The organism is Haloactinopolyspora alba (genome assembly GCF_003014555.1).
In the GTDB taxonomy this organism is placed as follows: Bacteria; Actinomycetota; Actinomycetes; order Jiangellales; family Jiangellaceae; genus Haloactinopolyspora; species Haloactinopolyspora alba.
The window spans coordinates 228,402-241,945 of record NZ_PYGE01000003.1; the positions used below are offsets into that span (position 1 = coordinate 228,402).

At 71.5% G+C, this 13,544-nt stretch carries 12 protein-coding genes; 2 read left to right on the top strand and 10 right to left on the bottom strand.

From position 1 onward, the window contains the following. Positions 1-15: 15 nt before the first annotated feature. The 9 genes from CLV30_RS05855 to CLV30_RS05895 all read right to left on the bottom strand — a co-directional run bounded on the left by CLV30_RS05855 (position 16) and on the right by CLV30_RS05895 (position 9,772). Entirely contained in the window at positions 16-942 is a 927-nt protein-coding gene (locus tag CLV30_RS05855; RefSeq protein WP_106536260.1) for a 2-deoxy-5-keto-D-gluconate 6-phosphate aldolase domain-containing protein, read from the bottom strand. Then, positions 939-1,949, bottom strand: coding sequence for an alcohol dehydrogenase catalytic domain-containing protein (locus tag CLV30_RS05860; RefSeq protein WP_106536261.1), 1,011 nt, complete (start codon positions 1,947-1,949; stop codon positions 939-941). Before CLV30_RS05860 ends, CLV30_RS05855 begins: the two co-directional genes overlap by 4 nt. Continuing rightward, a complete protein-coding gene (locus tag CLV30_RS05865) occupies positions 1,946-2,785 on the bottom strand; it encodes a carbohydrate ABC transporter permease (protein ID WP_129710926.1) in 840 nt (279 codons plus the stop codon). The genes CLV30_RS05860 and CLV30_RS05865 overlap by 4 nt, the downstream gene beginning before the upstream one ends. After that, positions 2,775-3,728 (bottom strand): carbohydrate ABC transporter permease, encoded by a 954-nt coding sequence (locus tag CLV30_RS05870; RefSeq protein WP_129710925.1) that lies wholly within the window; start codon positions 3,726-3,728, stop codon positions 2,775-2,777. Before CLV30_RS05870 ends, CLV30_RS05865 begins: the two co-directional genes overlap by 11 nt. A 5-nt stretch (positions 3,729-3,733) precedes the next feature. After that, complete coding sequence (locus CLV30_RS05875; protein ID WP_165358518.1) at positions 3,734-5,029, bottom strand: ABC transporter substrate-binding protein; 1,296 nt, start codon at positions 5,027-5,029, stop codon at positions 3,734-3,736. Further along, positions 5,026-6,195 (bottom strand): 6-phosphofructokinase, encoded by a 1,170-nt coding sequence (locus tag CLV30_RS05880; RefSeq protein ID WP_106536265.1) that lies wholly within the window; start codon positions 6,193-6,195, stop codon positions 5,026-5,028. Before CLV30_RS05880 ends, CLV30_RS05875 begins: the two co-directional genes overlap by 4 nt. After that, positions 6,195-7,679, bottom strand: a complete 1,485-nt coding sequence (locus CLV30_RS05885; protein WP_129710923.1) for an aldehyde dehydrogenase family protein — start codon at positions 7,677-7,679, stop codon at positions 6,195-6,197. Before CLV30_RS05885 ends, CLV30_RS05880 begins: the two co-directional genes overlap by 1 nt. A 2-nt stretch (positions 7,680-7,681) precedes the next feature. After that, positions 7,682-8,872, bottom strand: coding sequence for a mandelate racemase/muconate lactonizing enzyme family protein (locus CLV30_RS05890; protein WP_106536267.1), 1,191 nt, complete (start codon positions 8,870-8,872; stop codon positions 7,682-7,684). 93 nt (positions 8,873-8,965) lie between these two features. Then, positions 8,966-9,772, bottom strand: a complete 807-nt coding sequence (locus tag CLV30_RS05895) for a DeoR/GlpR family DNA-binding transcription regulator (RefSeq protein WP_106536268.1) — start codon at positions 9,770-9,772, stop codon at positions 8,966-8,968. A gap of 101 nt (positions 9,773-9,873) precedes the next feature. Here CLV30_RS05895 and CLV30_RS05900 point away from each other — a divergent pair, with 101 nt between their 5' ends. Together CLV30_RS05900 and CLV30_RS05905 are read left to right on the top strand one after the other, a co-directional pair. Then, complete coding sequence (locus CLV30_RS05900) at positions 9,874-10,749, top strand: aldolase (RefSeq protein WP_420841977.1); 876 nt, start codon at positions 9,874-9,876, stop codon at positions 10,747-10,749. A gap of 210 nt (positions 10,750-10,959) precedes the next feature. Next, positions 10,960-12,858 (top strand): chorismate-binding protein, encoded by a 1,899-nt coding sequence (locus CLV30_RS05905; RefSeq protein ID WP_106536397.1) that lies wholly within the window; start codon positions 10,960-10,962, stop codon positions 12,856-12,858. Between the two features lie 24 nt (positions 12,859-12,882). On the opposite strand, the gene CLV30_RS05910 is transcribed toward CLV30_RS05905, so the two are convergent. Further along, positions 12,883-13,521, bottom strand: a complete 639-nt coding sequence (locus CLV30_RS05910; RefSeq protein ID WP_205740635.1) for a LysE family translocator — start codon at positions 13,519-13,521, stop codon at positions 12,883-12,885. Positions 13,522-13,544 lie beyond the last annotated feature (23 nt).

The window sequence follows — 13,544 nt, forward strand, 5'->3', positions numbered from 1 at the left end:
CGGCCCCCTCGATGCCTACACGACGCCGGGCACCGGCTCGGTGCCCGGACTCGTGGAACTGTTCCGGAACGTCGCGACGAACCGGGTGTAGCCGGCGGCGACCCGTGCCGTCGCCGTCTCATGATCCACCTCGCCGGCCAGCAGTCCGCGCATGGCCTCCCACCACACGCTGCGACCAATCGCGAAGCCACCGAAGCCCTGCCGGCCGGCCGCTGTCAACCATGTGTCGACCTGTTCCGCCGTGGCGCCGGCGCCGAGCAGGATGCACTCGCCTCCGGTGCTGGCGGCGAGCTCGACGGCGTCGGCGTAGTTAGGCTCCGCACCCAGCTGCTCGAGCTTCCAGACGTCGACGGCCATCGCCCGGCCGAGTTCCTCCATGCCGCGCAGGATCAGCGCGGGCCGCAGCTGCTCGTCGAACGTCGCGCGGTCTCCGGCGGATTCCAGCTGCGCGGGTGTCGGCGGCACCAGCAGCTCGAACAGGAACCGGCAGCCGGCCTCGTGCGCCGCGCGCTCGGTGGCGGCCAGTCTGCGCCGTTGCAGGGCGTTCACCTCCGGGTCACCGTCCGGGTTGTAGCGCACCAGCACCTTCGCCAGGTCGGGCCGGTGGTGCGCGAGATAGGCGGCGACGTCGTCGGGTTCGTCCTCGTACACGTCGAGCCCGCCGCGCTCCAGCGGCATGCTCAGGGTGACGCCGTGGTCGCGAGCCCGTTCGGCGACTCCGGGTCCGAGCGCGTCGTCGACGAGGATCGCCGCGGACTCGGACGCGACACCGGAGTCGACGCCGCCGTCGACAGCGGCCAGCAGCCCGTCCAACACCATGTGCTTGCCGCGGCAGATGGCCGCTCGCTCGTCCGGCGCGGCCCGTCGGGTGTGCCCGTAGAGCGCGTGGGTGAGCCACGGCCGCTGGTCGACGGCGAGCATCAGCAGATCGGCAGGATTCACGAGTCGGCTCCGGAGACGATGTAGGGCTTGAGGAGATCACCGGCGACGAACGCGTCGAAGGCCGCCTCCAGTTCGGGCAGGGTCAGCCGTTCGGCCAGCACGTCGCGCAGCTCGGCACCGAACCCGCGCAACAGCTCCCAGTTCTCGGCGACCTCGGTCAGCGGGAAGTAGAACGAGCGGACGGTGAAGCAGTCCGTCCGCCGCCACCGTGGATCGGCCGGCATGGTGTACGGCTCGCCGGACTCGCCGAGCACCACGACCGCGCCGCCGGGGACGATCACCCGCTGGGCCGCCGCCCGCCCCGCCTGGGCACCGCTCACCTCGACCGTCACGTCGTACTGGTTCTGGCTGTCGAGGTCACGCGCTTCGGCCGCGCCGAGCTTCACCGCCAGCGCGAGCCGCCCGGGATGCGGGTCGTACGCGTCGACCTGCTCGACACCCATGGCGCGGGCGACCGCGACGACGCCGAGGCCCAGCGGACCGCACCCGACGACGAGCAACCGGCGCGGTGTCTCCTGCTGGGTCCGCAGCGCGAGCCGCAGCCCGTGCGCGGCCGTGCCCACGGTGTCGAGGCCGAGCACGGCGACGTCGAGCGGAACATCCTCGGGTGCCTCGATCAGGCACCTGGCCGGCACGTCGACGTAGTGCGCGAACCCGCCGTCGCGTTGCCACCCGATCAGGTCGGTGTAGCGCGTGCACCGGTTGGTCAGACCGCTGTGACACGCCGGGCAGGCCCCGCAGTAGACCGGGATGTACACGATCCCACGGGTGTCCGGCGCCACCGCGGCGTCCGCGCCCGCGGCGGCCACCGTCCCGGCGATCTCGTGTCCGGGCACGACGGAGGAACCCTGCGCCAGCAGCCGTTTGTCCGACCCGCACAGCGCGCACACGTCGACCCGCAGCCGGACCTCGCCGGCAGCCACCGGTCCCATCTCGGTGGTCCGGAACTCGACGCGGCCCTCACCGAGGAAACGGGCGCCGGTGTTGGTGATGGTTGCCGTGTTCACTTGACCGCACCTCCGGTGATGCCCCGCACCAGCCAGCGCTGGGCGAAGATCGTCAGAATCAGAGCCGGCAGCGAGATCAGCGCGCTCGCCGCCATCAACCCGCCGTAGTCACTCGCACCCTGGCCGATGAAGTTGAACGCGATGACCGGCAGCGGGAGCGTGTCGTTGTTCGCCAGCGCCAGCGCGAACAGGAAGTAGTTCCACGAGAAGATGAAGCTCAGCGTCACCGCCACCGACAGACCCGGCAGCACCAACGGCAGCACGACGGCGCGGAAGCGGTCCCACACGCTGCATCCGTCCAGCATCGCCGCCTCCTCGAGGCTGACCGGGATGTCCTCGAAGAACGGCACCAGCAGCCAGATGCACAGCGGCAACGTGATGATCAGGTGTGCCGAGATCAGCAGCGCGAAATTCAGTGCCGTGTTCGACGGCGCGCCGATGTTGACGGACAGGATGAACAGCGGCAGCACGAACAACACGCCCGGGGCCATCCGGGCCAGCAAGGTCAGGAACCCGAGCCCGGCCATCTTCCGCCGGACGATCACGTACGCCGCGGGCGCACCGAGCACCAGGCCGGCCAGTGTCGACCCGCCGGCGATGATGAAGCTGTTGCGGATGTAATACAGGAACGCGAAGCGGTCGAACAGGTTGGTGAAGTTCTCGAACGTCAGCGGCGCCGTGATGTCGAAGATCGAGCCGGTGATGTCGACGTTGTGCCGGAACGCCGACCACCACATGAACAGCACCGGTCCGGAGAAGATCAGCGCCGCGATCAGATAGCCCAGGTAGACGCCGGCGAATCTGCGTCGGCGCCGCGTCACGATGTCAGTACTCAATGCTCAGCCTCCTGCGCCACCACGTGAAGAAGCCGGCGACCACGACGACCAGCAGCAGCAGACTCAGCTGCAGCGCGGCGGCATAGCTGGCCTGCTGGTCGACGAAGGCGGTGCGGTAGCCGAACACGTTGAGCGTCATCGTCGAGTTGACCGGGCCGCCCTGCGTCATCACATAGACCGTGTCGAAGAACCGCAGCAGGTCGACGGTGCGCAACAGGACGGCGACCGACAGCACCGGCATCAGCAGCGGAAGCCCGACCCGGCGGGCCTTCGCCCAGCCGCTCGCGCCGTCGATGGACGCTGCCTCGAACGGCTCGGAGGGCAGCGACCGGATCCCGGCGGCGATGATCAGCGCCATGAACGGCGTCCACTGCCAGATGTCGACGATCGCGATCGACCAGATCGCGATGTCCGGGTCACCGAGCCACACCACCGGGTCGAGCCCGATCGCGGTCAGGATCTGGTTCGCCGCCCCCAGGGTGGGATCGTAGATCAGCAGCCAGACCAGGGCGACCGCCACCATTGCGGTGATCGCCGGCACCAGCATCAGCCCCTGGAAGAACCGCCGGCCCGGCACGTCGATGCTGAGCAGGAACCCCAGCGCGAGCCCGAGGACGGTCTCCACCGTCAGGCAGACGATGAACAGGAACAGCGTGACCTGCACCGAGTTCCAGAACTGTGGATCCTCGAACATGCGGGCGAAGTTCGACCACCCGACGAACCCGGTGTTCGTGCCGCTCGGTTGCCGTTCGGAGATCGACAGCCACACGGTGTAGATCACCGGCAGGAACACCAGCAGGCCGGTGACGACCATCGCCGGCATCAGCAACGGCCACACGCCGCGGGCGATCGGTGGCGGCCCGGCCCGCCGCCGGGTGCGCCCGGCGGCGGGGCCGGGCTCTTGCGATGCCCCGGCGGTCGTCTGTGCGGACGTCGTCGTCACGGTGCTCACTCTTCGGACAACAGCGGCGTGAGGCCGTTCTGGATCTCGTCCGCGGCTTCGGCCGCGGTGGCATCCCCGAGGATCACCTTGCCGATCGCGTCGCCGATGACCTTGCGCATCTCCGGCGCGTTGTTGCCGACGGGGCCGACCTCGACGTTGCCGTTCTTCTGCAGGTCCGCGACCGCCGCCTGCCACTGCTCGAGCGTGGGCGTGTCGAGCGTGTCGGTGTAGGCGGGGTCCGTGGCCACGCCGTCACGCGGCGGCGCGATGTCGGCCTCGGTGAGCTTCAGCTGGATCTCCGGGCTCGTCGCCCACTGCATGAACTCCCAGGCCGCGTCCTTCTTCTCGGAGAACGGCGACATCGCGAGACCCCACGAGAGGACGGTGGGCGCCGGACCGGCCTCGCCGGCGGGCACGGGCGCGACGCCGACGTTGTCCGCGACCGTCGACTTCTCCGGGTCGACCACACTGTTCAGTTCGTTGCTCGACTCCAGCTCCATGGCGGCCTTGCCCTGCGCGAACAGCGTCGACGACTCGGTGAACGAGTAGTTGATGACGCCCGGCGGGCCGTACTCGCGGGCGAGGGTCGCGTACTGCTCGATCGCCTCGACCGCGCCGGACTCGTCGAAGTTCGGGGTGCCCTGCTCGTCGGTCCATTCCAGGCCGGTGCCGTGGAAGAACGGCCCGAACGTGAACGGCAGCGCGGGCGCCTGGCCGCGCAGCGTGATGGGCGTGATGTCGGACGACTTCTGCTCGATCTTCGCCGCCGTGTCGATCAGGTCGGTGATCGTCTTCGGCGGGGTCAGTCCCCACTTCTGGAACAGGTCCGTGCGGTAGTAGAGCACCGGCCCTTCGACGTTGAGCGGCAGCGCCATGGTCTCGCCGTCGACCTTCATGCCCTCGATGGCGCCGGCGCTGAACCCGTCGGCCTTGTACTCCTCGGGGGCTTCGGCGAGGTAGTCGTCGAGGGGTTCGTAGTAGCCCGACGAGGCGAAGAGCTGGCCTTCCCGGGAGGGCAACGTCATGTAGACGTCCATCGCCGAGCTCTGCGACTGCAGATTGAGCTGGATCTTGTCGCGGGTCTGCTGTTCGGCGAACGTCTGGACGTCCACGCTGATGCCGGACTCCTCCTCGAAATCGGAGATGAGCGGCTCGATACCGCGCTGCCACGGATGGTTCGACATCACCAGGGTGACCGTGTCCTCGCCACCCGACGCGGAGTCGGACGGGCTCCCGCAGGCCGGGAGGGCGAGCGCGGCCGCTCCGAGCAGGCAGCCGGCGATCTTTCTGCGTGTACTCATAGTGCCTCCAAGGCAGTGGTGACCGGCGTTGCCGCCGTCACGTGAGGTTCGTGGACGAGGGGAGAAAGCCATGCGTGGAACGAGTTCAGCTCGCGTGGGTCCGGCGTCCTCCAGCGCTCCGGAACCGCGCGCGTACGCCCGGCGACGTCGCCTAGCGGCACGGCCGGATGGGTGACCTGGTACGGGCGATCCGGGCCGGCGTCGCGACGTTCGAGACCGACCATCACCGCGGTGTGCGCGGGCGCGTCCGCGTCGGTCAGCAGCCGGGCGGCGGCACCGCCGACGGCCCGCGCCTCGTGCGCGTCGGCCGTACTGACCAGGTGCGACGCGCAGCGTTGGACGACGCCGATGACCTCGCCGCGGGCCGGCAGCCCCAGCTCGGCGGCGACGACGCCCGCGAGCTCGCGCGCGACCCCACCGGCGAGCAGCCGGGTGTGGTTCGTGTCGTGGATCGGCTGGGCCGTCAGCTCCGGCGCGACGCCTTCACTGACGACGACGAGGGCACGCCCGTGCCGGCCCACCAGCCGATCGACGTCGGCGACGAAGTCGTCCCGGTCGAACGCCAGCTCCGGGATGTACACCCGGTGGACCGGGTGGTCGGGGTCGGCGGGCAGGGTCGCCGCCAGCGCCAGCCAGCCTGTCGACCGGCCCATCGTCTCGACGATCCGGACCGGCTCCACCGAGCGCATCGCCCGGTGGTCGCGCGCGATGTCCGGGAGCACGGCCGACAGGAACCGTGCGGCCGACGCGAACCCCGGAGCGTGGTCGACGCCGTCGAGGTCGTTGTCGATGGTCTTGGGGATGCCCACGACCCGAAGCGCGACGCCGCGAGCGCGTGCCCGCTCGGACACCGCGTCCAGCAGCGCCATGGTCCCGTTGCCGCCGATCAGGCACAGCCCGTCCACGCGCTGGCCGGCGAGAGCGGTGACGATCCGGTCGACGTCTTCCGGCGTCGTCGCGCGCCGGCCGCCACCGAGCCAGGATCCTCCGGCGCGTTCCGCGTCGCCGGGCATGCGGGCCGGCGCGTCGAAGGCGCCGGCCACCAGAGCGTCCGGGCCGCCGCGGGCGAGCAGCACCTCGTGCCCGCTCGCGCCGTCGAGGAAGCCGGCCACGCTGCGGTTGACGACGGTGGTCGGGGCACCGGTCTGGCCCAGGACGACGCGCATCACGCGAGTCGTCCTGGGCCCATGGCGATGGTGCGGAAGGCCTGGAACTCCTCGAGGCCCTGCCGGCCGCCCTCGTAGCCGAGCCCGGACAGGCCGGTGCCGCCGAACGGCGCGCCGGGGTAGTTCGGCGTCCCGGTGTTGACGCCGACGATGCCGGCGCGCAGCCGGCGTCCCACCGCGCGGGCGGCGTCGAGATCGGTGCCGCACACGTAGCCGGCGAGTCCGTAACCGGTGTCGTGGTGGTGTGCAAGCGCCTCGTCGACGTCGTCGAAGGTCCGGATGGCGGCGACCGGGCCGAAGATCTCGTCGCGGAACACCGCCGAGTCGGGTGACACGTCGGTGAGGACCGTCGGCGCGGCGAAGTGCCCGGCCGGAGGGAGATCCGCGGAGTCGACGACGACACGCGCCCCGTCCGCGACCGCAGCCTGCACCAGGTTGCGCAGCCGTGCGGGGTCGCCGGCGGGCGCCATCGGCCCCAGGCCGGTCGTCTCGTCGAGCGGATCGCCGACGGTCAGTTCGCGGCTGGCCGCGGCGAAGGCCTCGACGAACGCGTCGGCCACCGGGCGCGCCACCAGGATCTGGTTCGCCGCGATGCAGGACTGGCCGTTGTTGCGGTACTTGGCGACCATCAGCGTCCGCGCGGCGGCCTCCGGGTCCGCGTCGGCGAGCACGACGAACGGCGCGCACCCGCCGAGCTCCAGGACGGTGCGCTGGAAGTTCGCCGCGGCGCCTGCCGCGACGAGCCGGCCCACACGGGTCGAGCCGGTGAACGAGACCGCACGCACGTCCGGGTGCTCGAGCCACGGGTCGACGACGTCGGCGGGGTCGCCGAGGACGGTGTCGACGACACCGCCCGGGACGTGCCGGTCGATGAGCGCCGCGAGAACCATCGACGACATCGGAGCCAGCTCGGAGGGCTTGAAGGTGACGGAGCACCCCGCGGCCAGCGCGGGGGCGATCTTGCGCGCGGGGATCGAGACCGGGAAGTTCCACGGCGTGAGGACGGCGACGACCCCGGCCGGGCCCGCCTCGACCACGTGCGAGTGACCGGGCACGGCGTCGAAGCGCACCGACTCCTGCTTCTCGATCAGGTCGGCGAACACCCGGAAGTACACGGCGGACAGCCCCAGCTCCGCCTTGGACTCGGCCAGCCGCTTTCCGGTCTCCCGCGTGATCAGGCCGGGCCAGGCCTGCTGGCCGGCCGCCGCGTCGAGGTCGTCGGCCACGGCCCGCAGCGCCTCGCCGCGTCGCGCCGGCTCGTACGCCGACCAGCGCGGCAGCGTCCGTGCCGCGGCCGCGACAGCCTCCGTCGCCTCGGCCGTGCCGCCGACGGCGACGTCGGTCCACACCGCGCCGTCTGCCGGGGCGATCAGCTCGGACCGGGCGAGACCGGCCGAACGTGGCTCGCCGTCGATGCGCACCGCTGTCGGCGCGGCGAGGACGGACGCCACGAGCTGCTCCATTGTGTTGGCCGCGCTGTTCACTCTCAGATCTCCTCGACGAGTTCTGGCGACTCGAGGTCGATGTCGACACCGAGTCCGGGGCCGTTCGGGACGCGGACCGTTCCGTGTCCGGTCAGCAGGTGTTCCACGCCGGCGCGCAACGGGTTGGACCGCACGTCCCACTCGACCAGGCGCGCCGGCAGCGCCGCGGCGACCTGCAGGGTCGCGGCCGTGGCCACCGCGCCGTTGTAGAGGTGCGGGTTCACCGTCGTTCCGGCTGTCGTGGCGAGCTCGTGCACCCGCACGTACTCGGTCGGCCCGCCGACCTTGGAGACGTCCGGCTGCACGATGTCGATCGCGCCGCTGTCGACGTACGGCTCGAACGCGGCCGCTCCGTAGAGGTTCTCGCCGGTCGCCAGCGCGATCCCGCCCTTGCGTCGCAGCACCGCGAGTTCGTCCACCCGGTCGCCGCGCAGCGGTTCCTCGAGCCACTCCACACCGGCGGCGTGCAGCACCGGGACCATCTCGAGCGCCTCGTCGAGGGTCCATGCCTGGTTGGCGTCGCCGAAGAGGTGCACGTCCTGGCCGAGCACGTCCCGCGCGGTGCGCAGGTTGGCCGCGTCCCGTTTGCGGCCGAACCCGAGCTTGATCTTCACCGCGGACAGGCCGAGCCCCTGGCAGTGCAGCGCCGTCCTCTCGACGCCGGCGGGACCGAGACTCGACCCGTAAACGGGGAGTTCGTCGACCGTCGCACCGCCGAGCAGGTCGGCCAGCGGCACCCCGGCGTGGCGTGCCGCGATGTCCCAGAGCGCGGTGTCGACGGCGCTGATCGCCTGCCGGACCGGCCCCGGGGCTCCCCACTGCCGGCCGAGCGGCACGAGCTGCTCGGTCATGAGGTCGTGCGCACCGGCCGGATCGTCGAACGTCCGTCCGCGCAGCAGTGGCGCGACGCCGTCGTGGACCGTCGCGACGCGTTCCCGCCACGCCCAGGAGGGGTAGTTCACCCACGACTCCCCCACGCCGCGCTGCCCGTCGGCCAGCTCGACCACGACGACGGCCATCACCCGGTGAGCCATCGGCGCGAACGACATCGCCACGCCGTCGTCCGCGGGCATCCGGAAGATCCGGCACCTGACCGTCTCGACCGGGCTCGCAGGCAGCTGCACCGGAGTGGCGGGCTCCGGACGCCGGGAACCCTCGCCACCCGCTGACGACGACTGTGCGTTAACGAACATTGCATGCAGTGTTTGTGCTCAGGAAACAGATGTCAAGAGGTATGCGCCCATCGACCTTCGCGCCGCAGCGCCCGGGCGGAGGCGGGCCGACCCTCAGGCGACCACGATGCGGGTGCCGCCCTCGTGCAGCCGGGCGGTGAGCTCGTCGCCGAGCGGGGCGTCGGTGACCACGGTGTCGACGCGGTCGATGCCGCACACCCGGACGGTGCCGGCGGCGTTCTCCTTGGACACGTCGCACAGCAGGATCACCTGGTCGGCGACGTCCAGCATCGCGCGCTTCACGCCGAGCTCGAGCTCGGAGCGCACGTACGCGCCACGGGTGTCGATGGCGGCGGCGCCGAGCATCATGACACGGAGCCGCAGGTCACCGACGAACTGAGCGGCATTGGACCCGATCAGGGCCTGGTTCTCCTGGGAGAGCTCGCCGCCCACGGCGATGGTGCGGGCGGACGGTCGCGTCATCATCGCCGCGAGGACCGGGACCGAATGGGTGACGACGCAGCCGGAGAACTCCTCGGGCAGCGCGTTCGCGACCTCGAGCGCCGTCGTGCCGGCGTCGACGCCGACGGTGGCGTCCGGCGGCACCATCGCGGCCGCCGCCTGGCCGATCCGGCGCTTGCCCTCGCTGTTGAGCATGGCCCGGGCGACGAACGCCGGGTTGGCACGCGCGCCGGGTGGAAGGCTCGCCCCGCCGTGGACGAGCACGGCGTCGCCGGTGGCCGCCAGCCTGCGCAGGTCACGGCGGACGGTCATCTCCGAGACGCTCAGCAGCTGAGCGACGTCGGAGACGGACACGTGCCCGGAGCGGCGCAGCTGGTTCACGATGACGGCCCGTCGCTGCGGTGCGGCGTCGTAGCGCAGGTTGGCCTGGTGGTCTCGTCCGTCGACGGTGCTGCTCACGGAGCAATGGTACCGGGAAGTTGGAACTCTTCCAGAAGATGGTAGTTTTCTAACATCTTCTGTTGGACGGAAGACGCTGCCAGACTCGGACGAGAGGATGCATCGCCGTGCCCCCTGAACTCACCGACCGCCTCGCACGCCCGTCCGGCGGGTTCGCCATGCTCGCCGTGGACCAGCGCGAGGCGCTGCGCGCCATGCTGCACGAACGTCTCGGGCGTCCGGTCGGTGACGCCGAGGTCACCGACTTCAAGGTCGCTGCCGCGCGGGCGCTCACCCCGCACGCCTCGGCCGTCCTCGTGGACAAGCAGTTCGGCTGGGACGCCGTCACCGCGGCCGGCGCCGTCGCGCCGTCGTGCGCGCTCATCGCCGCGGCGGACCACTTCGTCGCCGGGGCCGACGAGTTCGTCGCCGACTCCGTCATCGACGAGACGCTCGACCCGGCCGAGCTGCGCGCCCAGGGCGCCGTCGCGTTGAAACTGCTGGTCATCTGGCGGCCCGACGGCGACGCCGACAAGCGTGTCGCCCTCGTCGACGACTTCGTCCGGCGCTGCCGTGGGCACGGGCTCGCCAGCATCGTCGAGCCGGTGTCGCGTGCTCCGCTCGCCGGCGGCGGGTTCGACGCCGACGCGGGCATCCTCGCCGCCGCGCGCGAGCTCGGCTCCCTCGGCGCCGACATCTACAAGACCGAGGTCCCGACGCACGGACACGGCACCGACAGCGAGATCACCGAGCGCAGCCGCGAGCTCGACGACGCCATCGACGGCCACTGGGTGGTGCTGTCGTCCGGCGTGCCGGCCGAGCGCTTCCCCGAAACCGTGCAGCTCGCGTGCCGCGCCGGAGCCTCGGGGTTCCTCGCCGGGCGCGCCGTGTGGGCGTCGGTCGTGGGCAGCCCGGACCTCGAGTCGGATCTGCGCGACGTCGCCGTACCGGCCCTGCAGCGCATGGTCCGTGCCGTGGACGACACCGTCTCCCCCTGACGCCGAGCGCACCTGGCGCCGTGCGAGCACCTCCCGGGTGGGTTAAGGTGTCGGCCATGTACGCGACCGTGTTCGGATCCTGGTGGCGCGCCGGCTAGGCGGCGCCACCCGAACGCGTACAACCACGCATCCGACGACCGCCTCCCTGCCGAGGCGGTCGTCGTGTCGTGCGGCCCCTCGGTCGAGGCTCCCGACGAGAGGAACCCCGACATGCCGCACGACCTCCGTGAGCTGCTCGACGACCCGGACCCGCCCGCGTTCGCGGTGCTCCGCCGCGCCGACGGCCCCGGCATCGAACTGCTGATCGGCGACGTCGTCGACGTCGACCAGCTCGCCGACGTCCCACTGCCGGCCCCGACCGCCGGCGACGCCACCCCGCACGTTCTCGCCCTGGTGCCGTACCGGCAGGTGACCGAGCGCGGTTTCGAGTGTCACGACGACGCCACCCCGCTGCGCTGCCTGGTCGTCCGCGAGCACACCGTTCTGACGACCGACGACGTCCTCGCCGCCGTTCCGGACGGCCCGGTCGACGTCGCGGACGGAGCGTTCGACGTCGACGACGACGCGTACGCCGACATCGTCGGGCGCGTGATCCGTGACGAGATCGGCCGCGGCGAGGGGGCGAACTTCGTCGTCCGCCGCGACTACCGCGCCCGGCTGACCGGCGGCACCGTGCCCGCGGCGGCGCTGCGTCTGTTCCGGCGGCTGCTCACCGGCGAGCCGAACGCGTACTGGACGTTCGCGGTCCATGCCGGCGACGCGACGATGGTCGGCGCCACGCCGGAACGCCACGTCAGCCTGACCGGGCGCACCGTGACGATGAACCCGATCAGCGGCACCTACCGCGCACCCGCCGACGGGCCGGCGGGCGACGGCCTGCTGAGCTTCCTCGCGGATCCCAAGGAGACCGAGGAACTGTTCATGGTCGTCGACGAGGAGCTCAAGATGATGAGCCGGGTGTGCGAGCGGGGCGGACGCGTGATCGGCCCGTACCTGAAGGAGATGGGCCATCTCGCGCACACCGAGTACCTGCTGGAAGGCACCACCGATGCCGACGTCCGTGGCGTGCTGCGGGAGACGATGTTCGCGCCCACGGTCACCGGCTCACCGATCGAGAACGCGGCCCGGGTGGTCCGCCGCTACGAGGGCGGCGGCCGCGGCTACTACTCCGGCGTCGCCGCGCTGATCGGCCAGGACGGCGCCGGCCGTCGCACGCTCGACGCGCCGATCCTGATCCGTACCGCGTACCTCGAGCCGTCGGGTGACGTTCGGGTACCGGTGGGCGCCACCCTGGTCCGGCATTCCGTGGCCGCGCACGAGGTGGCCGAGACGCACGCGAAGGCCGCCGGGGTGCTGGCCGCGCTGGGGGTGCGGGCGTCACGCCGCCGCGCGGTCGACGCGCCCTCGCTGGCCGGGTACCCGGACGTCGCCGAAGCGCTGACCGCACGCAACGCCGCGCTCGCGCCGTTCTGGCTGCGCCCGCAGCACGGCGCGGTGCGCGCCGACCTGGCCGGCAGGTCGGTGCTGATCGTCGACGCCGAGGACCGGTGGACGGCGATGCTCGCGCACCTGTTCCGGCACCTCGGGGCGGACGCCACCGTCGTGCGCTGGGACGACACCGTTGACATCGGCACGCCCGATCTGCTGGTGTCAGGGCCCGGCCCGGGCGATCCGCGTGCGATCGACGATCCGCGGATGACGCGGCTGCGGGAGCTGCTCAGCGATCGCCTGGCCGAGCGGCGGCCGCTGCTGGCCGTCTGCCTGAGCCACCAGGTGCTCGCCGGACTGCTCGGGTTCGACGTGGGCGCGCTGCCCCGGCCGTATCAGGGCACGCAGCGCGAGGTCGACGTCTTCGGTGCGCGGCACCGGCTCGGTTTCTACAACACGTTCACGCCGTCGGTACCCGACGGGGTGATCGACGGTGTCGAGGTGGCGACCGCCGGCGACGAGGTGCACGCGTTACGCGGTCCGGGGTTCGTGTCGGTGCAGTTCCACCTCGAGTCGGTCCTGTCCGTCGACGGCATCGACCTGCTGGCCGAACTGACGTCGCGACTCCTCACCGATGATCATCGGCACTTGGCCGCCCATGAGACGGGTTTGTGCCGATGATCATGGGGAACATCCGCTGAACGGTCAGTCGTGCCGGCCGCTCACCGCGAGCTGCGCACCGATGCCGACCATGGCGACACCACCGATCCCGCCGAGCTGGGCCAGCCGGCGCGGCGAGCGCGTGAACCACGACCGCGCCGCGCCGGCTCCGACGGCCCAGGCACCGTCGCAGATGACCGCGATGGTCATGAACATCAGGCCGAGGACCAGCATCTGCGCCGCAGGACTGAAGCCGGCACGGTCCACGAACTGCGGCAGCACGGCGGCGAAGAACACGATCGCCTTCGGGTTCGTCAACCCGACGACGAAACCCTCGCGGGCGGCCCGGAGCGTTCCGGCCGGCTGCACCGAGACCGTCACGGCATCGGCCAGCGACCGCCGATGCCGGATGGCCTGCACACCCAGATACATCAGATACCCGGCGCCGACGAACTTGACCACCGTGAACACGACGACGGACCGCTCCACGACCGCGCCAAGCCCGAACGCCACCGCCACGACCTGCGCGTAGACGCCGAAGGCATTGCCCACCACCGTCGCCAGCGCGCCACGGCGGCCGAGCACCAACGCGCGGCTCACCGCGAACAGCACACTGGGACCGGGCACGACGACCAGGACGACGGACATGATCACGAAGGTGAGCAACTGCCCCGAGGACACCACCAGCTCACCATAACGGCCGATTC